This window comes from Bradyrhizobium zhengyangense (assembly GCF_022012555.1).
In the GTDB taxonomy this organism is placed as follows: domain Bacteria; phylum Pseudomonadota; class Alphaproteobacteria; order Rhizobiales; family Xanthobacteraceae; genus Bradyrhizobium; species Bradyrhizobium zhengyangense.
In genome coordinates this window covers 511,645-531,867 of the sequence record NZ_JAKLTZ010000004.1, presented here as the reverse complement: position 1 = coordinate 531,867, position 20,223 = coordinate 511,645, and the positions used below count along the sequence as shown (strand labels likewise).

At 63.6% G+C, this 20,223-nt stretch carries 17 protein-coding genes; 5 read left to right on the top strand and 12 right to left on the bottom strand.

Annotated features, from left to right (window positions below; translation table 11 throughout):
- Positions 1-46 precede the first annotated feature (46 nt).
- The 3 genes from L6639_RS18055 to L6639_RS18045 form a co-directional block, all read right to left on the bottom strand.
- Positions 47-871, bottom strand: coding sequence for a sulfite exporter TauE/SafE family protein (locus tag L6639_RS18055; protein ID WP_237863066.1), 825 nt, complete (start codon positions 869-871; stop codon positions 47-49).
- A gap of 195 nt (positions 872-1,066) precedes the next feature.
- Complete coding sequence (locus L6639_RS18050) at positions 1,067-2,434, bottom strand: flippase (protein ID WP_237863349.1); 1,368 nt, start codon at positions 2,432-2,434, stop codon at positions 1,067-1,069.
- Positions 2,435-2,636: 202 nt separating this feature from the next.
- A complete protein-coding gene (locus L6639_RS18045) occupies positions 2,637-3,476 on the bottom strand; it encodes a protein-disulfide reductase DsbD domain-containing protein (RefSeq protein WP_237863065.1) in 840 nt (279 codons plus the stop codon).
- A 142-nt stretch (positions 3,477-3,618) separates the two neighbouring features.
- Here L6639_RS18045 and L6639_RS18040 point away from each other — a divergent pair, with 142 nt between their 5' ends.
- A complete protein-coding gene (locus L6639_RS18040; RefSeq protein WP_237863064.1) occupies positions 3,619-4,263 on the top strand; it encodes a YqgE/AlgH family protein in 645 nt (214 codons plus the stop codon).
- 89 nt (positions 4,264-4,352) lie between these two features.
- Here L6639_RS18040 and L6639_RS18035 read toward each other — a convergent pair whose 3' ends face one another.
- Together L6639_RS18035 and L6639_RS18030 are read right to left on the bottom strand one after the other, a co-directional pair.
- On the bottom strand, positions 4,353-5,240 hold the full coding sequence (locus L6639_RS18035; protein WP_237863063.1) for a TauD/TfdA dioxygenase family protein: 888 nt from the start codon (positions 5,238-5,240) through the stop codon (positions 4,353-4,355).
- Positions 5,241-5,338: 98 nt separating this feature from the next.
- Positions 5,339-6,118 (bottom strand): SDR family NAD(P)-dependent oxidoreductase, encoded by a 780-nt coding sequence (locus L6639_RS18030; protein WP_237863062.1) that lies wholly within the window; start codon positions 6,116-6,118, stop codon positions 5,339-5,341.
- Between the two features lie 98 nt (positions 6,119-6,216).
- Here L6639_RS18030 and L6639_RS18025 point away from each other — a divergent pair, with 98 nt between their 5' ends.
- Together L6639_RS18025 and L6639_RS18020 are read left to right on the top strand one after the other, a co-directional pair.
- Positions 6,217-6,954 (top strand): SDR family NAD(P)-dependent oxidoreductase, encoded by a 738-nt coding sequence (locus L6639_RS18025; RefSeq protein WP_237863061.1) that lies wholly within the window; start codon positions 6,217-6,219, stop codon positions 6,952-6,954.
- 61 nt (positions 6,955-7,015) lie between these two features.
- The gene (locus L6639_RS18020) at positions 7,016-7,390 is read left to right on the top strand and encodes a CsbD family protein (protein ID WP_237863060.1); all 375 of its coding nucleotides are present in this window, start codon (positions 7,016-7,018) and stop codon (positions 7,388-7,390) included.
- Positions 7,391-7,545: 155 nt separating this feature from the next.
- On the opposite strand, the gene L6639_RS18015 is transcribed toward L6639_RS18020, so the two are convergent.
- The 4 genes from L6639_RS18015 to L6639_RS18000 form a co-directional block, all read right to left on the bottom strand.
- Positions 7,546-9,255, bottom strand: a complete 1,710-nt coding sequence (locus L6639_RS18015; RefSeq protein WP_237863059.1) for an SGNH/GDSL hydrolase family protein — start codon at positions 9,253-9,255, stop codon at positions 7,546-7,548.
- A gap of 149 nt (positions 9,256-9,404) precedes the next feature.
- Positions 9,405-10,814, bottom strand: coding sequence for a lytic murein transglycosylase (locus tag L6639_RS18010; RefSeq protein ID WP_237863058.1), 1,410 nt, complete (start codon positions 10,812-10,814; stop codon positions 9,405-9,407).
- A 426-nt stretch (positions 10,815-11,240) separates the two neighbouring features.
- Positions 11,241-11,531, bottom strand: coding sequence for a hypothetical protein (locus tag L6639_RS18005; RefSeq protein ID WP_237863057.1), 291 nt, complete (start codon positions 11,529-11,531; stop codon positions 11,241-11,243).
- Positions 11,532-11,562: 31 nt separating this feature from the next.
- Positions 11,563-13,416, bottom strand: a complete 1,854-nt coding sequence (locus L6639_RS18000) for a hypothetical protein (protein WP_237863056.1) — start codon at positions 13,414-13,416, stop codon at positions 11,563-11,565.
- Positions 13,417-13,696: 280 nt separating this feature from the next.
- Here L6639_RS18000 and galU point away from each other — a divergent pair, with 280 nt between their 5' ends.
- A complete protein-coding gene (gene galU / locus L6639_RS17995; protein ID WP_237863055.1) occupies positions 13,697-14,572 on the top strand; it encodes a UTP--glucose-1-phosphate uridylyltransferase GalU in 876 nt (291 codons plus the stop codon).
- A 4-nt stretch (positions 14,573-14,576) separates the two neighbouring features.
- Here the strand turns inward: galU and L6639_RS17990 are convergent, their stop codons facing one another.
- Positions 14,577-16,073, bottom strand: a complete 1,497-nt coding sequence (locus L6639_RS17990; protein WP_237863054.1) for a GGDEF domain-containing protein — start codon at positions 16,071-16,073, stop codon at positions 14,577-14,579.
- 154 nt (positions 16,074-16,227) lie between these two features.
- On the opposite strand from L6639_RS17990, the gene L6639_RS17985 reads away from it, so the two are divergent.
- Positions 16,228-16,491 (top strand): DUF7662 domain-containing protein, encoded by a 264-nt coding sequence (locus L6639_RS17985; protein WP_237863053.1) that lies wholly within the window; start codon positions 16,228-16,230, stop codon positions 16,489-16,491.
- A gap of 88 nt (positions 16,492-16,579) precedes the next feature.
- Here L6639_RS17985 and L6639_RS17980 read toward each other — a convergent pair whose 3' ends face one another.
- Together L6639_RS17980 and L6639_RS17975 are read right to left on the bottom strand one after the other, a co-directional pair.
- Positions 16,580-17,014, bottom strand: a complete 435-nt coding sequence (locus L6639_RS17980; RefSeq protein WP_276576240.1) for a DUF3551 domain-containing protein — start codon at positions 17,012-17,014, stop codon at positions 16,580-16,582.
- Between the two features lie 222 nt (positions 17,015-17,236).
- The gene (locus L6639_RS17975) at positions 17,237-20,113 is read right to left on the bottom strand and encodes an EAL domain-containing protein (protein ID WP_237863052.1); all 2,877 of its coding nucleotides are present in this window, start codon (positions 20,111-20,113) and stop codon (positions 17,237-17,239) included.
- Positions 20,114-20,223: the final 110 nt, after the last annotated feature.

Genomic DNA, 20,223 nt, shown 5'->3' with positions numbered 1-20,223 from the left:
CTTTGCCCACCCTACGATACCGGGGACCGGGCTGTGGTCTCGTGCCTCAATGGCTCCAGGCCAATGCCGTTACGATCGCAGATTGCAGGTTGAGCTCCGCGAACATGATCTTGCTGGCGACCACGACAAGGACGCTGGCCAGCGCCACGCGCAGCACCGTTTCGGGCACGCGCGTTGCGCCGTAGCTGCCGATGATGATGCCGGGCAGCGAGCCCAGCAGCAGCACGCCCATCAGACCCCAGTCGACCGAGCCGAGCATCCAGTGTCCGATGCCCGCCACCAGCGTCAGCGGCACCGCATGCGCGATGTCGGAGCCGACGATGGTTGCCATCGGCAGGCGCGGGTAGAGCAACAGCAGCACGGTCACGCCGACGGCACCGGCGCCGACCGACGAGATCGAGACCAGCACGCCGAGCACGACTCCCGTGATCACGGTCGCGATCGTGATGGTGCGCTCGTCGAGCTGTTCCATGCGGCGGCGATAGCGCTCCATGATCGACTTGCGGAAGATCAGCGATGTTGCGGTGAGGATCAGCGCGAAGCACAGCACCAGATTGACCAGGTTGCGCTCGGCGTCGCTGCGAAGATCCAGCTTCCACAGCACCAGCAGCGTCAGCGCGCTCGCCGGAATGCTGCCGCAGGCCAGCCGCAGCACCGCACGCCAATGCACGCTACGTGACCAGCCATGCACCACGCTGCCGCCGGTCTTGGTGGCGGCGGCATAGAGCAGGTCGGTGCCGACGGCCGTGGTCGGGTGGATGCCGAACAGCAGGATCAGGAGCGGCGTCATCAATGAGCCGCCTCCCACGCCGGTCAACCCGACAAGCAGGCCGACGCCGAAACCCGAAGCAACGTAGAGCGGATCAATCATGTCAGGGAGAATCTAGGTTTATCTCGTCAGTTGGGCAATATGACGTAGGATAAACTTTCCCCGCGACGCAACCTGTTGGACAGAATAAGAAAAATTATGCTGCGGAGTGGCTGGGGAGAGAGGTTTCGCCTGTTTCGCGCGCTCAACTGGAAACAGTCGTCCCCGGAACAACGCGCAGCTGGGCGTGCGTCGTACCTATTTACCAAACGCGAGCACGTGCAGCCCCAGCCGCTGTCTCACGATCCAGAACAGCAGCACGGTCTCGAAGGTCAGCGAGATCGAGGTCGCGGCCGCGGCGCCGTGGCCGCCGAAGCGCGGCACCAGCGCGATGCAGAGCACGACGTTCATGACGAACGCCAGCGCATAGGCGAGCGCGCAGATCTTCTGCTGGCCCAGCATGTTGAGCAGCCGCTCCACGGGACCGATCGCGGCGCGCACCACGAGGCCGACGGCCGCGACGAACATGATGTCGTAGCCGACAACGAATTGTGGTCCGAACAGCCAGAGCAGCGGCTTGCCGAGCGCGAGCAGCACGATGGTTGCCGCCAGCGATGGCCAGAATGTCCAGACGATCGCATGCGCGACATAGGCTGACAGGCGCGCCTTGTCGCCGCTGGCGTTGTATTCGGCGAAGCGATGCGCCGTCGTCGCCGACATCGCGTAGTGAATGAACGACACCAGCGCCAGCGTCTTCACCACGGCAAAGTAGACGCCGACCTCGTCGGAGGGGCGGAACTGCTGCAGCACCAGCACGTCGGTGTAGGAGAGCAGCAAATAAAAACTCTCGACCAAGAGAATCGGCAGCGAGACGGCGAGCCAGCCGCTGATGTCGTAGGCCTTGGGGCCCGGCGCGATGTGCTCGGCGAGCCTGCGGTTCAGCACCACCATCTGCCCGGTCATCGCGATCCAGACTGCGCCTGCGCTCGCCACCATCGCGGCGATGGCGCCGAGATGATAGCCGAGCAGGAAGGCGCACGCCGTGATGCCGATGATCAGCGCCTGGCGGATGATGAATTGCGGCATCAGGCCAAGCTGCATCCAGTCATGCGAGCGCGCGATGCCGTCCTGGGTGTTGGCGACGACGAAGGCCGGCAGCGTCATGCAGCCGATATAGAGCGGCAGCTCCTCGGCCGGATCGATCCATGGCGAGAAAAGCTTGACGATGCCCGCAAGCGCGAGCGACACCAGCGCAGAGACGGCGAAGGTCAGCCAGCGGCTGCCGGACAGAAAGCCGCGCAGCAGCGCGTGATCGCCGCTGGCGCGATATTCCGGAATGATCTTTTGCGCGGAAGCGGAGATGCCGAAATCCATCATGCTGCCGAGCAGCAGCACCCAGGTCCAGACATAGACATAGATGCCGTAGTCGGACGTCCCCATCCAGCGCGCCAGCAGCACCTGCGAAAAATAGGCGAGGCCCGCGCTGATGACGCGAATGATGAAGATGGTGCCGGCCAACCGCCGCGTCAGCGATGCTTCGCTCGAGCCGCCCGTCAGTTTTCCGCGCAACCGTGCGATCAGGCCGGCCGGTCCGGTCGTTGCGGGTTCTGCATCCATCACGGCCAAGTCGAACAATCCCCAGGCGTCCGCATGTCGCGGCAGCCTCCGGACTTAGCAACCATTCGTTAAGATTCGGTTGGGTGGGAACGCGGTCGCGCCGCCCTCGGTGTCGTCCCGGACCTGCGCGCCGCTGCACGGCGCTTGTCTGGGACGACCGCTGAATGTGGAGTGCCGGCAGCGCAATTGACGCGCCTTCGGCAGTTCGGCCTCACTGCAAGTTCGTATTGAACTCGTACGATTTGTCCGGCCCGACCAGCGTCAATTTCAGCGCCGCGCCATCAGGCTTGACGCCCGGCGGCAATCCGTCGAGCTCGAAGGAAAATCGCTTCACCCCGGGCGGGCTGTGTTCGACCGCATCGGGAATGGGCAGCGACCACTCCGGCGTCGGCCCTTCCACGAACAGATTGACCTTGCTGCCTTCGGGCGCGACGACATCGACCACCACGTTCTTTGGCCCGTCGCGCTTGACGTCGCGGATGGTCAGCGGATTTGGGTCGCCGATATTGGCGGGCTTCGGCACGGCGTCGAGTGCTGCGCGCAAATTGCCGTCTTCAGTCGATGCGACGTTGTTGAAGCCGAGCTCGACATTGGCCTCGACGGGAATGCAAAGCTTTTCGCAGACCGCGTAGTTGATCTCGGCGCGCAGCGTCACGGGCTTGTCGGCCGCCTTGGCGACGATACGCAAGGGCAGCACGATCTGGTCGTGATAGCCGATCGAATGACCGCCCGCGCCGTCGTCGAATTTCAGTGGCGCCGGCCACATCACGGTCACCGCTTCGACATTGTCTGACTTGGAGAAGTCGAACCGCGGCGGAACGCCGGAATCGCCCGGCATGCGCCAGTAGGTCTTCCAGCCGGGCTCAAGCTGGACAGCGATACCGCCGAGCAGCACCGTGCCGCTGCGCGATCCCGCGAGCAGGCGCACCGCGGAATGTCCGTCGCGCTGCCACGGCGACGCATCGTCGGCATGGGCAGCGATCGCCAGTGACGACGCAAGCAAGGTTGTTGCGACGCCAATCGCCGCATGCAGGGGAACTCTGGTCAGCATGGCACGTCTTTACAGGGTCGCCCCTGGTCAAACCATTGAATTGCTTGTGATGGATGCACCCGAATCATATCTCTGCAAGCCTTGATTTGACAGCAGGGCGGCCCGACATCAGGATAGGAATTCAAACCGGAGTGCTTCACCGATGGCTCCCACAGGCAAGAGGACGGGCGAAAGCACCCGCGGCACAGGCCCCAGGCTCCCCAATTCCGCCGCTTACCTCGACGGCCGGCTCCTGATCGCGATGCCGGTGATGGGCGACTCCCGCTTCGAGCGCTCGGTGATCTATCTCTGCGCTCATTCCGCCGAAGGCGCGATGGGCATCATCGTCAATCATCCCGCGGGCAGCATCGACTTTCCGGAGCTCTTGGAGCAGCTCGGAATCGTCAAGAAGGGCGAGCACATCAAGCTGCCCGAAAATGCCGAAAGCATGAAGGTGCTGCGCGGCGGGCCGGTCGACACCGGCCGCGGCTTCGTGCTGCATTCCAGCGATTTCTATATCGAGAACGCGACGCTGCGGATCGATGACGGCGTCTGCCTCACCGCGACGGTCGACATTCTCCGCGCGATCGCCAACGGCTCCGGCCCCAAGCACGCCATCCTCGCGCTCGGTTACGCCGGCTGGGGGCCTGGCCAGCTCGAGACCGAGATCCAGAGCAACGGCTGGCTGCATTGCGACGCGGACGCGGACCTGATCTTCGGCGACGACGTCGACGAGAAATACGGCCGCGCCCTGCGCAAGATCGGTATCGATCCCGGCATGCTGTCGAACGAGGCCGGGCACGCGTAGCTGGGTGGGGCGACTTTGCAGTCGCGTGTCACCTTCCGCTGTCATGCCCCGGCTTGAGCCGAGCGATGACACCCGCTGCTGGATTGACGCTACTCCGCCGCCTGCTGCTGAACCGTCGGCTCGGTCCCCGCCACCGTCGCACGGCGCATGTCGCGCGGCTGCGACTGGTCGTAGCGGCGGACGCGATGCATGGTCTGGCGGTTGTCCCACATCACGAGGTCATGCAGCTTCCATTTGTGGACGTAGACGAACTCGGCTTGCGTCGCGTGCTCGTTGAGATCGCGCAGCAACAGCCGACCTTCCGGCACGCTCATGCCGACGACCTTGCCGGCATGCGATGACAGATACAGCGATTTGCGGCGATGCACGGGATGGGTCCGCACCAGCCGCTGCAGCACCGGCTTGAACATCGCCTTTTCCTCGTCGGTATACTCGGTGAAGCCGAGCGATCCCCGCGAATACATCAACGAGTGCTCGCAGACGAGGTCCTCGATCTCCGCCTTGGTCTCGTCGTCGAGCGCGTCATAGGCCGCGCGCATATCGGCGAATTCGGTGTTGCCGCCCTTCGGGTTCACCACGCGGGCTGACAGCAGCGAGAATTTTGCCGGGATTGGGCGGAACGAACTGTCGGAATGCCACAGGCAGTTGCCGAGATTGAACAGATGCGAGCGGCTGTCTTTTGCCAGCGGCTTGCCGTCCTTGCCGAGGTTGGAGACGTCGTTGAGGCCGGACTGCAGCCGATAGTCCTTTTCCTTGGTCACCGTGCCGCCGCGGGCATCCTCGCGCTGACCGAAATTCAGCGCGAACGCCATCTGCTGCTCGTCGCTGATATCCTGGTCGTGGAAGACGAGCACCGCATATTTGTCCATGGCGGACTCGATCTCGCGGGCCTCATCCGGCGTGAGCGGCTTTCGCAGGTCGAGGCCCGAAACCTCGCCGACAAAATGCTTCTGAAGCTGCCGGATGGCGATCGACATGGCGTTCTCTCCCACGAATTGCGAGCGGTTGGGCCCGCTCTGTCGGTGAAAAAGCTACTCTCGTAACAGTGGTTGTCAACGCTCGCCGCGCATGGCTCTCACGCATTCCGCGCCATCAGCCCGCCGTCGACCGGGATCACCGCACCGGTAAGAAAAGACGCTGCCGGCAGGCACAGGCTCAGCGTCATATGCGCGACCTCTTCTGGGTCGCCGTAGCGGCCGAGCGCGGTGCGGCGCTTGGCGTAGATGGTCTTGTGCTCCTCGGAGATGCGGTCCGTGATGGCGGTGCGGATCGGGCCCGGGCAGATGCAATTGACCGTGATGCCCTCGCAGCCGAGCTCGACTGCGAGCGAGCGCGTCAGGCTCGCAACGCCACCCTTCGCCGCCGAATAGGGGCTGTGCAATGCGGTGGCGCCGAGCGCTTCGGTCGAGGCGATGTTGACGATGCGTGGCGATTTCGATTTGCGCAAATGCGGCAGCGCGGCGCGGATGATGCGTGGATGCGCCGTCAGCATCACCGCGATGCCCTTGGCCCAGGCATCTTCATAAGCCTCATCGTCGATCGCGACGCGCACGGAGATGCCGGCATTGTTGATGACGATGTCGAGTCCGCCGAAATGCGCGGCGACATCGCCAACCACGCGCTTGATTTCGCCGCCGTCGGCGACGTCGAGCTTCCACGATTTCGCCGAGCCGCCGCTCGCCGCAATGTCCTTCGCGACTGCGTGCGCGCCTTGCTCGTCATAATCGGTGACGGCGATGTTGGCGCCTTCGCCAGCGAACACGCGTGCAGTGGCGCGGCCCATGCCGCTGGCGGCGCCGGTGACGAGAACGGTCAGACCCTTCACGGAGCGGCTGAGCTCTTTGAACTCGGACATGTGTTTCCTCGTGGTCTCTTGTTTCTTGTTGTGAGATGGACAAGGCTGGCATCGATCCGCAGACAGGTCAAACAAGCAAGACAAAAGGGGAGGCCGCGATGACGAACGAGCTCGATTTCTCTGGCAAGCAGGTGCTGGTGGTCGGTGGTTCCAGCGGTATCGGCAATGGTATTGCACAGGCGTTTCGCGCCAGAGGCGCTAGCGTTGCGGTATGCGGCACGCGCGCGCGTGCAGCGGAATATTCGGTCGAGGAGGGCTCCGATCTCGCCGGTCTTGCCTACGCGCAGCTCGACGTCAGCAAGACGAGCGCGATCGAGGAGTTCAAGCCGCCCTTCGACAAGCTTGATATTCTCGTGCTCGCGCAGGGCGCGGTGATCTATCGCCGCGGCGAGTTCGAGATGGCGGGCTTTCGCAAGGTCGTCGAGGTCAATCTCATGAGCCTGATGGCGTGCGCGACGCGATTTCATTCCATGTTGCGGGATTCGAAGGGGGCGTTGATCATGGTGTCCTCGACCGCGGCCTATCATTCCACCATGGGCAATCCCGCCTACAATGCCTCGAAGACCGGCGCGGTCGGCTTGACGCGGACCTTGGGCGAGGCGTGGGCCGAGGACGGCATCCGCGTCAACGGCATCGCGCCCGGCCTCGTCGACACCAAGATGACGAAGGTGACGACCGACAATCCCAAGCGGCTCGAGGGCGCCTTGGCGCGCATTCCGCTGCGGCGATTGGGCACGCCGGCTGACATGGCCGGTGCGGCCCTGTTCCTGGCCTCTACGCTGTCGTCCTACATCATCGGTCAGACACTGGTGGTCGATGGCGGACTCATTCTCTGACCTGATTGGAACTGCGCTGCGCCTGATCGGTTACTCCGGCTGACCCCGGAGGAGGAGCATCATGGACAAGGACAGGATCGTCGGATCGGCCAAGGAATTCGCTGGACGCGCTGAAGGCGCCGTCGGCGATCTCGCAGGCGATGCGCAGACGCAGGCATCGGGCAAAGCGCGCGAAGCCGCCGGCACAGTGCAGAATCTCTACGGCCAGGCCAAGGACGCCGTCCGTGACGCCGCGGACACCGCCACCAGCTACGCCAAGGATGCTTACGACAAGCCGGCCGAAACTTTGCGTGACGGCTCGCAGGCGATTGCCCAGAAGGTGCAGGACAATCCGCTCGGCTCGCTTCTGATCGCGGGCGGCATCGGCTTCGCCCTCGCGCTTCTGATGTCGCGCCCCGCCCGTCGCCCGCCGCCGCGCTGGCGTTATTACGGCTGAGCGACAAACACGCGCTCTCGTGCCCCGGACGCGCTGCAGCGCTAAAGCGCTGCTGCGCAGAGCCGGGGCAATTCTTTGTCGATGTTGAAGAAGCTGGGTCCGGCTCCGCGGCGCACCACCAAGGCGCTGCGCCGCGTCCGGGACATAAGACTAAACTACCGAACCACTTCGGCTGCACGCCCGACATTGCCGGGCGGACGCGGAATCGCGGGGTTCGGATTCGGGTTGCGCGGCCCGGGCGCCAGTTGACGCGGAGCAGGTTGCGGCGAGCCGAAGCCGAAGAAATCACGCAGTGACGGCGTTGCCTGTGCCGGCTGCGGCGGCGGCGTCGGCTTCTTCGGTGCGACCGGCTTGGGAGGCGCGATCGCAGCGGCAGCACCGGGCGTGCCGGGCGCCGCAGCGCCGCCGTCGGGCGTCGTCGCCGCAACAGGCGTATCGCCCTTGGCTTGCTCGCGGCCGACCTCGCGGCGCGGCCAGGAATAATCATCCGCACGGCCCGCGGGCGCGGCCAGCGGTTCGCCCTTCACCAGCGTCCTGGCCGCGAGCGCATCGACGGAGGCGGGGCGCGTGCCGGGTCCACCCAGCAATTGATCGGTCGAGATCGAGGCCGCAACCAGCGGCACGATCGGGCCGGCGAGCGGCCGCGGCGGCGGCTTGCCGGGCTCGGCGTTGGTGTCGGGCGTTGCCGGTTCGCTCGGCAGGGCGATCGGACCGGAACGGCCGGCCAGGAGACGCGTGATCTCGCGTTCGACATAGTGCGCGAGCTTGCGCGCGCCGGGCTTGGTGAAATAGACGCCGTCGCCGCTGCGCAGCTGTCGGATCTGGCCTTCGAAATCAGGACCCTTCTGCAGGAAGCGGCCGGCCTCGTCGACAAAGCCGTCCCAGACGTCGACATAGGTGATGCCGGCCTTGGCTGCGCCTTCGCGATAGAGCGAATCCAGGAACAGCATGTCCGCGGTGCCCTTGGGTCCGCGGATCGCGGGCAGGCCGACCCAGAGCACCGGCACGCCCTTGGCCTTCAGGACGCCCGCAAGTTCCTCGATCTTCTTGCCGTAGAGCTCAACCCAGCGGTCGTCGCGGAATTCATAGACGCCATTTGGATTACGCGGGGCCTTTTCGGGCGCGGCTGCGGGCGTGTCCGCGTTGTCGGCGTCGTCCTGCGGCAGGTCGGTGTCGACGGGCTTGTCGTCCGGCTTTGCCGCGGTGTCGGACTTGGTCTCGCCGGACTTCGCGTCACCCGGTTTGGCGTCACCTTTTCCTTGCGGCTTGGCGCGCGCGCCCTTGTCGTTCTTCTTGTCCTTGTCCTTCTCCGCAGGCTTGTCGGTGACAGGCTCGCGGATCGACATGCGATCGTTGAGGCCGAGCATGACGACGATGACGTCAGGCTTCTCGGTCTCCAGAATGCCCTTCGCGGCCGCGGCCCAGTCCGAGGGCTCGCCCTTCGGCTGATACTTGATCAGGCCAGACGTGGTCCTGTGCTTGCGGATCACGCCCATGTCGGGCTGCTCGGTGTAGGCGTCTTCAAGGCCATAGGCGAGCCAGTCGGCCATGGCATCGCCGATCACCAGCACGTTCTTGTCCGGAATGGTGTCACGCTTGGCGGGTGCCGGCGCGCGCGAAAAATCCTGGCGCGGGGCCTGCTGCTGCTGCTGTTGGAAGGGCGCGAAGAAATCACCGCCGAACCAGCCGCCACCACGCTGCGGCGGCGGCGCCGATCGCTGCGGCGGGCCACCGAAGCCCGGGAAGTTGAAGAACTGCGCCGAGGCCGGTCCCGCGATCGAGACCAGGATCGCAAGCGCCGTCCCCAGCGCGATCAGCGGGCCGGTCTCGGTCAGCGCCTTGAAAAAGGATTTTGGCTTCGACATGCGATCTCGGGCGCGCGCAATGGGGTCTGGAGATAGGTCGTTATAATAACGGAATCGGGCGCCAAACGGGCAAATTCTCTTGCAGATTCTTAGGGAATACACCGCCGATCCGGCCAAAATCGCCGCTCAGGGTTACTTTCGGGCCGCTTTTACCGCCCGCGCAGCCGGTCCAGCACGTCGGAGGTGGCAAACCCGTCGGCAGGGAGCCCGATCGAGACCTGGAAGTTGCGCAACGCCTCCCGGGTCTGGCCGCCGAACTGGCCGTCCGGGGTACCCTTGTAGAAGCCACGCTGGGCCAAGAGCTGCTGCAGTTCCAGCCGCTCGGTCCGCGACAGCTCCCGTTCCTGCCGCGGCCATGGCTGCACGAAGGGCTGCCCGCCGCGCAGGCGGTCGGCGAAATGGCCGATCGCCATCGCATAGGCCTCGGCGGGATTGTATTTCATGATGACGCGGAAGTTCTGCAGCATCAGGAAGCCGGGCCCCTGCGCGCCGGCGGGCGCCAGCAAATAGGCTTTATCCGCCGGATGTGGGAAAGGCTGATTGGTCGCCCGCTTGAGCCCGAGCTTCTCCCATTGTGCGAGCGTCATCATCTTGGCCCGGTCGGCCAGCATGTAGTTGAAGCCCTGCGGCACCACGACCTCAAAGCCCCAGGTCTGGCCGCTCTGCCAGCCGTCCTTCTTCAGATTGTTCGCTGTCGAGGCGATTAGATCGGTCGGATTGTCGACCACGTCGCGCCTTCCGTCGCCGTCGCCATCGACGGCAAAGCGCTTGAACGCGGTCGGCATGAACTGGGTCGGGCCGAATGCGCCGGCCCAGGAGCCGCGCATCTGCTCAGGGCGCAGATCGCCGCGGTTGAGGATCTCCAGTGCCGAGAGGAACTCGTCCTTGAAATAGGCCTGGCGGCGGCCGACGCAGGCGAGCGTCGCGGTCGATTGCAGCACGCTGCGGTCGCCCATCTGCGTCGAATAGTTGGATTCGATGCCCCAGATCGCCGCGATGATATAGCGGTCGACGCCATAGGCCTTTTCGGTCGCGTCGAACTGCGCCTTGTATTGGGCGAGGATTTCCTTGCCCTTGGCGAGGCGGTTGTCGTTCACGAGGATGTCGAGATAGTCCCAGATCGACTTGGAGAACTCCGGCTGAGAGTCCATCAGGTCCATGATGCGCAAGTCGGGCGACAGCCCAGCGGTGAAGCGCTGAAAATTCTCCTGCGTGATGCCGCGCCGTGCGGCATCAGGCCACATGCCCGCAACGCAATTGTCGAAATTGCCGGCCGCCTCGCGGATCGCAGCCGCCGTCATCAGCGGATGGCCGGAGGCGCCGTCCTCGCCGCTCCAAGGTTGAGCTCCCGTCTGGGCCCCGCCCGGGGCCGGCTGCGACGGCGCCGGATTCGAGCCGGAGAAAATACCGCCGAACAGGTTGGACAGGCCGCTTTGCCCCTGTTGTCCTTGTTGCCCTTGGGCCCGCGCGGACACAGGGAACAGAAGCGCGGCCGCAATCATTGTTGCGCTCGCCAGAGATCCGCCGCGTTTTGCCAAGCCTGCCACCGATTGCCTCATATCCCATCCGTCCGGCCGAAAATCCGCCATCAGGAGGCCTCGTTACGGTTGCCAATATCTTAACAAAGGTGAATTTTTGCTGGTCACCTTTTTCGCGGATGGAGCCCTGCATCCGCATTTGCTACCTTCTGTAAACTGTTTGGCGAGTGCTGTTGTCCAGTCGCAAAGATCGACCGTGGGGCGAGATCAGTTGGTGTCCAACCTTCTCGCTCGCTCATGCGGCGTCTGCTGTGGTGGGGGACGTGCGCGGTCGATGGTGGAGAGTCCAAGAGGGCCACTCAACCCCGCGATAGTTAGATCTGCGGGCGAGGAACCCTTGAGAAAACCGGATGCTCCGGAACATAGCTGCCCGGCCACTACTCCAGAGGTCGGGCAGGGGGCGTTGCCGCTAACGCCGGCAACTTGTTGAGTTGCCGGTTTGGATGTCTATTGCGGGCAGCCTTGCTTGATCCAGCATCCAAAAGTGTTGACCCAAGCGGCCGGCCAGGGCTGCTCGCCGGAGCCCGGCGGGGGCATGGCTTGGCTCGACACTTCGTTGTAGATTTTGTGGGCCCAGATCTTCACTGATGTATAATTGCTCAGATCGAGCTGGTTATTGGTGACCTGCTTCATATGAGCGACATCCGTCGGGGTGAAGAGCTTCTGGATGTCGTTGGTCCAGGTCACGGCGGTCGGGCAGTTCATTGCCTCGAAGAACGCATGATTGTGGGTAGCCATGAGATGCCCCTCTCTACAGTTGATGAGCCGGTTATCTGCTAAGCCGTCGATTACGTCGCACGTTGGTTAGGCCTTTGGATGTTTCCACCGCGGGGACTTCGGGCAGCGTTACCGAACCACGCGCGAGGATCACACTGAAATCGCCCGCACTGCCGGCCGGGTTCTGACCCTGGCTGCCGTGGCATCCCATGCAGCCACCCATGTTGTAAAACTTGCCGCCGTAGTAACTGTTCTTGTGCGGAGAGCCGTCCTGATTCCATTCGGTGCTGATGTTGGGCGACAAGCCGCCGGCAAAGAACTGAAGCGAGCGATTGGTCTCCACGACAATGTTGGCCTGATAGTAGCTCGAGGCCGCCGGGTTCGTCGCCGCGTACGGCGGCTGAGCCGTATACAACGAGCCGTTTGGAAGATTGGGATTTGGAATCTTGTCGTAGGGAAAGTATTGGACGTTGACGAGCTTGTAGTAGAGAGCCGGCGCAGTGGTGAAGTTGTTCTGCTTCAGATAGGCCGTGATCGCGGCATGAGCCTGCGCGTTGGCTGCGATGGCATAAGGCGGAATCGCATTGTCGCGTTTGTTAACGCAGATGTTTCCATCACTCGGCTGGTTGTTCGTCGGTGGAAACGTGGCGTTGCGATAGTAGAGCTGGCTGCCGGGCGAGCCACAGTAGCTCGCGGTTGGCGCCGGTTTGCAGGTCGCTGGATCGGACGTCAGGATGACCGTCCCCAGTTTGCTGGTGAGTTCCACCGGAGGCGGCGAAGACATCGGCGGTTGCGGATCGACCAGGCAGACCTGTGGCGTCGTGGCCGTCGCCGGTTCGGGTTGTTGGATGTTGCCGTCCACGTCTTCGATCGGTTTGCCATCCGCAGTCAGGATGTTGTCGGCCTGCTCGAAGGTTGCGTAAATGAAGTACGGCGCTGACGGCGTCTTCTGGATGATATGCAATGCGACGAGACCCCAGCTGGCGTCGCGATAGCACGGGCCACCGGAGCCGTTCTCGTAGAACCGCACCGTTTGTGTTTGAAAACGCCCTGACCCGATCTCCGCGTTGTTCAGCGGTCGCCAGCCGGCCTTCACCTCGATCGTCCCATCGGGAAGGCTCACAAGCGTCTTGCTGCCGGCGGTTGGGCTGGCTTCGTTCTTGGCCAGGTAGGCCTTGGTTGCGGCGACGACGTCCGGCGGAATCTGATTCCACCATTGATTCATGAAGTTGTTGGGGTCGCTGTTGCCTGCGACATAAACGTATTGCGACCTGTTTGCCTTCGCGAGAAAACGGATCAGCTGCGGCGACGAATTGCCTGGCGAGCTCGAAGGGTTGACGACGCCGGCGTACATGTTGTCCAGGGTGATTTGATCGGTTTCGTCCAGGTTTATCCAAGGCGTCGGATCATTTGACTGCCTGGAATCGCACGCGAGAACGGGCAGCACGTAATTGTAGGCCGGCAGCGAATCGTAGCCCCATGATGTGGCAGCAGTCGAACCGCTATATCCGTGCGGCGGATTTGAATCGCCCGGAAAGATCTCCGCCTTGCCGCGCATGGTTTGCCAAACCAGCAGCTTGCAGTCGGGAGAGGGGTCACCGAATTTGCACGTCGATGACGGTGCTTCACGCTGGCCTGGTTCACCGGTTTGAGGACCGGCAGGCCAATTGAGCGCGATGAATTCCTGCCAGGCGAATGCCGATGCCTGTTCCGGCGAAGCCGCCGGTGCGCCACCGGTGGAGGGGGGGCCTTGGACGAAGGGTGGGTTCAGCTCGTTCGGAACCGATGCACTGACCGCGATGGTCGGACCGGCCTGTCCGGCTGCTTGCCAAGCAGGCAAATCAACGACAATGCATGCGACAATGAATGGACAAATGAGAGTTATCGGCCGGCGGGTCTTGGGCATACCTGCGCTCCGCTGACTTCAAATGAAGAGCGAAGCAAATATCTAAATGGCGAATAAGTCAATCTTAGATTGTAAATTTCTAATGCCCGATCTTAAAGATGTTCGCGCGACCGTTTGATCAATGCCGATCGCAGTGGCCGGTCGGGGGCCTTGGATCAGTGAAATTTCCGTGCCCGCGCTTCGCGGCTCATCATACATCCGCCTTTGTTCGCGGCTGCAAAACGGTTACCAAGGTGAGATAAATCGCTCGATCTACCCATTTGAGGCGTCTGACAATCCCATGAAAATCCGCAAAGCCGTATTTCCCGTCGCCGGCCTCGGCACCCGCGTCCTGCCCGCCACCAAGGCGATGCCGAAGGAAATGCTCACCATCGTCGACAAGCCCCTGATCCAGTACGTCTATGACGAGGCGCGGGAAGCCGGCATCGAGCACTTCATCTTCGTCACCGGCCGTAACAAGAACGTCATCGAAGACCATTTCGACAGGATGTTCGAGCTCGACACGACGCTCAGTCAGCGCGGCAAGAAGGCCGAGCAGGAGATCCTGGCGCAGAACCAGCCGGAAGCCGGCGCCGTCAGCTTCACCCGCCAGCAGGCGCCGCTCGGCCTCGGCCACGCGGTCTGGTGCGCGCGCGACATCGTCGGCAACGAGCCGTTCGCGGTGGTGCTGCCCGACGAGCTCGTGCTCAATTCGCCCGGATGCCTGAAGCAGATGGTCGAGACGGCGGCAACGCTCGGCGAGAAATCCAACCTGATCGCGGTCGAGGCGGTGCCCGACCATCTCACCCATCAATACGGCATCTGCGGCGTCGGAAAGCGCACCGGCAAGATGTTCGAGGTCGATGGCATGGTCGAGAAGCCGGCCAAGGGCACGGCGCCCTCAAACCTTTCGATCACAGGCCGCTATATTCTCCAACCCGAGATCTTCAAGATTCTGGAGACCCAGGAGCGCGGCGCCGGCGGCGAGATCCAGCTCACCGACGCGATGATCGGCCTCGCCAAATCGCAGAAATTCTACGGCGTCGAGTTCGAGGGCGAGCGTCATGATTGCGGCTCCAAGCCCGGCTTCCTGCGCGCCAACATCGCCTATGCGCTGAAGCGGCCCGAGCTGCGCGAGGGGCTGATCGCGGAGATGAAGAAGTATCTCGAGCAGTAGCCGCTCACGCCACCAGCGACAGCTGCGCCAAGCTTGCCACCACCGACTGGTTGCGGCCGCCGGCTTTTGCGGCATAGAGCGCCTTGTCGGCGGCGGCGACCAGCACGGCCCAGTCCATGCCAGCAGTGGGCGCGAGGCTGGCGACGCCGCAGGAGACGGTCGATCCCGCGCCGCCATCGGACCAGCCCAGCACCTTGGCACGAATGGTCTCGGCGATCCTGAACGCGTCGGTGGCCGACGTGTTCGGCAGCAGCACGGCGAACTCCTCGCCGCCATAGCGTGCGGCGCAGTCGCCGGCGCGGCGCACCGAATCCGAGATGCAGATGGCGATGCCGACCAGCACCTGGTCGCCGGCCTGGTGACCGAACGTGTCGTTGTAGGCCTTGAAGTGATCGGCATCGATCATCAGCAGCGCGACCTGCGTCTTTTGGCGCATGGCGCGCCGCCATTCCATGTCGATGACCTGGTCGAACTTGCGGCGGTTGCGCAGGCCCGTGAGCGCGTCGGTCGTCGCCATCTCCTCGAGCCTGCTTTCGGCATCCGCGCGCCGGCCGATCTCGCGGGCGAGCACGATGGCCGAGCCCAGCACGAACAGGGACAGCATCAGCACCACGGCGCCGATGCGCAGCGCTTCTCTCTGCCACAATGCGAACACCGCGCTCAGCGGCTTGCCTGCCACGACAAACAACGGGCCGGAGCCGCTGCTGCGCACGTAAAGGCGCGGCGTCACATCCACCGGCCCCTTACCGGCGTAGGACCCGCCGGCCCTGAGATTGTCAGGTTTCCAGTTCTGCTGCGTTCCCAGATTCTTGCCGATGATGTCGAGATCAAACGGCCGCCGCATCATGATGGTGCGGTCGCGCTTGAGCACGGTGATGGTGTCCTCGGGGTCGAGGCTCAGCCGCTCGAACAGTTCGTGGAAATAGGTGTAGCGGATCGAGCCGGCCACGACCCCCATGAAGCCGCCGTCGGTATCGCTGATGCGCCGGCTCAGCACGATCGAAAAGGCGCCGCGGAACAGCATCGGACGGCTAATGAACAGTCCGACGTCCGGATTGTCGCGATGAATTCGGAAATACTCTTCGTCGGCGCGGTTCTCGGCTTGCGGATCCAGTGTCGAGGCGTCGATGGTCAGCCTGCCGTCGGCATCGAAGACCTGGATGGCACCGAAATGCCGAGCCGTGGTCGCATGATCGAACAGGATGAGCTGACGGACCGATCTCGAGACCGTGGCGAGTTCGGGCAGCAGCATGTTGTTGACGACCGCCTTCAGGGAGAGGTCGTAGATATCGATGTTGCGGCTGATGTCGGCGTCGATCGAGGTGGCCAGGTTTTCCAGCGTCTGGCGGGCCAGCGCCTCCTCGCCGCGGCGCATGTCCAGCATGACGTTGACGCAAATGGCGGAAAAGCCGATCACCGTCACGACGGACGTGATGATCAACAGCTTTGCCGATATACGCCAGGGCCGGCGGGCCTTGGCTTTGCGCCATCCAGACAGCATCCTTTGCTCCCGATACTAGTGGATGCGCCTGAAAGCTTGCTCAGTGTTTAAGCCGCGACGGCACCGCCGCGATGAGTTAAGGAATGGTTTATCCGGCTAGCGATTTTTGGCAGGCCCGATCGGCTGGATCCGGGCTTCGGACGAGAGGACAGACGTGAACGACTACGATGCGCTACGTGACTACTTGATGCGGCACAAGCAGGCGGAGTTCGTGCTGACCTTCGAGCAGATCGAGGAGATCATCGGCGCTGCTCTGCCGCGCGCGGCCAACCGTGCGTCATGGTGGGACAGCCTGCGCAGCCCCGATATCCAGATGCCGCAGCGCGAAGCCTGCCTCGCCGCGGGCTTCGTGGCGACGCGGATGGCTGACGGTGCGAGCGTGCGGTTCACGAAGCGGAAGAACGACCGGCGGAGGTAGCGAGATTTCCTGGTCCGGTATGTTCCCTTCCGTAAACGGGAGAGGTGAACGTCCCCGCCGCTGCGCGATTCAACCTGACAATCCCGTTCTAGAGGCTTCGTCTCACGCTTTCGAGAAATTGTTGTTTTTCGCCCGGCGCGTAACCTTGGGAAGCTCCGTAATACGGTTCATTTGATTGATTGAACGGTGCGGACCGGGAGTGGATCGGTGATTTAGGTGGCACATACGCTCTGGTCTCGGCGTGTGCGGCCGATCTTGATCCGACCGGGCGACGATCATGCCGCTTGTTCTCTTGCATCGGCGCCGTCGCACCACCGTAGTACGGGTTGAGGACGCACATCTGACCGTTGGCCGATGCCCTGCATTCGTCCATCGTATGGTAGCTGCATCGATAGTAAGGGGTAGCTCCGAAGGCGACGACGTACAGACAAACGGGATAAGCCGGATCATATCTCTGAGCCCGGGCATGCCCTGATGCTAAGAGCATGCCTATGGCCAAAATCGTCAAAGCTAATGTGCGCATTGGAACTTCCTCCAAGTGGCGCAACATGCGGTGCACGCGGACCGTAGACGGCATTGATCCAGGTCAACGTTCTCGGAATGGGTTCCCGCGTGGATATCGAGAGGCCGCGGCGCTCTTAAGTATCGTAGGGTGTGCAAAGCGAAGCGTGCCCACGTCTTCAGGATGGTGGGCACGGCGCAAGTGCGCCTTTGCCCACCCTACGGCACCTCGCGCGTCGAACGATCAGCTCGCTGCTTCCAGCCGCACTTCCGTCAGCAGGCGCATCGCGGCATCCGCGTCCATCGGCTCGCCGAAGGCGAAGCCCTGCGCGTATTCGCAGCCCAATTGATACAGTTCGACCGCGTCGGAATCGGTCTCGGCGCCTTCCGCCACCACGTCCATGCCGAGATCATGTGCGAGCGCGATGATCGACTTCAGGATCACCGGCCGCGTTCCGCGGTTGGTGGTGCGGACGAAGGACTGGTCGATCTTGATGGTGTCGAACGGGAAGCGCTGGAGATAGGCCAGCGAGGAATGGCCGGTGCCGAAATCGTCGAGCGACAGCCCCGTGCCGAGCTCGCGGATCCGCGTCAGCATTTGCGCGGCGTGCTCCGGATTCTCCATCACCAGCGATTCCGTCAATTCCAGCTTCAGCGTGCCGCGCGCGACTGAAGATCGCGACAGCACGGTTCTGATATCGTGAATCAAATCGTGGCGCAGCAGCTGCCGCGAGGAGACGTTGACGGACGCGAAGATCGGCTCGCGCGAGCGCATCGCGCGTTGCCAGATCGAAAGCTGCTTGGCGGTCTGGTCGAGCACGAACATGCCGAGATCGACGATCAGGCCGGTCTCTTCCGCGATCGTGATGAATTCCGACGGCGCCATGCGCCCGAGTTTTGGATGATCCCAGCGCACCAGTGCCTCGAAGCCGGCGACTGAGCGATCCTCGAGCCGGACGATTGGCTGGTAAAGGATGGTGAGCTCCTGCCGCTCGATGGCGCGGCGCAGCTCGCTCTCCAGCGTCAGGCGGTCGGTCTTCCGCGCGCGCATTGCCGGCTTGTAGACGTCGATGCGGTCGCCGCCGATGCGCTTGGAATGATACATCGCAAGCTCGGCGTCCTTGATGATCTCGTCCGTGAGCTGGGTTTGCGGATCGGACAGCGCCATGCCGATCGAGGCGGTCAGGAAGATCTCGCGGTCGTTGAAGGCGATCGGCGCGCGGATGGTCTTGCGGATGGTCTCGGCGAAATTGGTGATCCGCGCCGGGTCCTGCTCCGAGAGCAGGATCAGGCCGAACTGGTCGCCGGCGAGGCGCGCCAGCGTGTCCTGCGGCTTCAGGATGCGGGTGAGGCGGCGGGCCAGCGTCAGCAGGATGGAATCGCCGACCGCGATGCCGACGGAATCGTTGACCTGCTTGAAGCGGTCGAGATCGATCACCATCAGCGTCGGCCGCAGCGTCGGCATGGTCTTGGCGAAATGCGCGACGGCGCCCAACCGGTCCATGAACAGCTTGCGGTTGGGCAGGCCCGTGAGATTGTCATGCACGGAATCGTGCAGCAGGCGCTCTTCCGCGTTGCGAAGCTCGGTGACGTCGGTGAGCGTACCGACCACGCGCGAGACCTCGCCGTCGGAGCCGACCACCGGGCGCGCCTTCAGCGCGAACCACATGAAATGACCGTCGGGGGTACGCAGGCGGAAATCCTGCACCAGGCGGCCGCGGCGCTGGTCGAGCACGCTATCGAGCGCGGCACGGAAACGGTCCTGGTCGAGCGGATGCAGCACTTCTAGCCACGAGGCCGCGGGTCCTTCGAGCGTGCCGCGCTTCAGTCCGAGCAGGGCTTCCGTCTCGGGGCTGGTGAAAACCTTGTCGGCGGACACGTCCCAGTCCCAGATCAGATCGCCGGAACCCGCCAGCGCCAGCGCGCGGCGTTCGATGTCGGAGACGACGCCTGTGGTGGCGCCGCCGCCGGCGAAGGCGTGCTGCATGACGGTGAAGCCGATCAGCATCACGATCAGCACGAGGCCGCCGAGCAGGGCAGGGCCGACGATGTCGTTGGTAACGGAGCCCGCAACCGTCATGCCGGCCGCGACCACCCAGACCACCAGGAGGAACCAGGTCGGGATCAGCAGCACCGCGCGGTCGAAACCATGGGTAGAGAGATAGACGATCAGCGCGAAGCCGGCGAACGCGATCAGCACCAGCGAGATGCGTGCGATGCCGGAGGCGACGGCCGGGTCGAATAGCGCGAGCGCGACCAACGAGCCGAGGAACGCGAGCCAACCCACCGTGATGTGCGAGTAGCGCACATGCCATCGACTGAGATTGAGATAGGCGAACAGGAACACCAGCAGCGTCGCCGCCAATATCGCTTCACCCGCCGCGCGCCAGATGCGCTCGGCGTTGTTCGACATGTCGAGCACCTTGCCCCAGAAGCCGAAATCGACGCCGATATAGACCAGCACCGCCCAGGCCAGCGCTGCGGCCGCCGGGAACATGATGCTGCCCTTCACCACGAACAAAATCGTGAGAACGAGCGCCAAAAGGCCGGAGATGCCGATTACGATGCCCTGGTACAGCGTGAACGAGTTGACCTTGTCCTTGTAGGCTTCCGGTTCCCACAGATAGAGCTGCGGCAGCTTGTCGGTGCGCAGTTCCGCGACGAAGGTGACGACGGCGCCGGGATCGAGCGTGATGCGGAACACGTCGGCCGTCGCGCTTTCCTGGCGTTCCGGCCGGTCGCCGATCGACGGCGTAATGGTCGCGATGCGCGACAGCCCGAGGTCGGGCCAGAGCAGTCCCGAGGAGACGATGCGGTAATGCGGAGCGACAATCAGACGGTCGAGCTGATCGTCGGTGTTGTTGGCGAGCGCGAACACCACCCAGTTCTGGCCGCCCTCGCGGGCGCGCACCTCGATGCGGCGGACGATGCCGTCGGTGCCGGGCGCGGTGGAGACCTGGATGCGATCTGCGTCGCTGCGCTGATGCTCGAGCACGCCGGTGAGGTCGATCGCGGGCGCGTCGCTGCGGACGCTGACAGCGTCGAGCGCGCGCGCGGGATACGCGGCGACAAGAATCATGAGGCCCAGCGCGATGGGCGCGAGGCACCTGATCAGACGCAAGGTCAGTTCTCCGCGTTCGACGCAAACTCTGAGTGCAGGAACGGCACGCAAGGCTGGCACGTAAAGACGATTTCAGACCGGACGGAAGTGGTTCGGCGTTTCGCGATAGA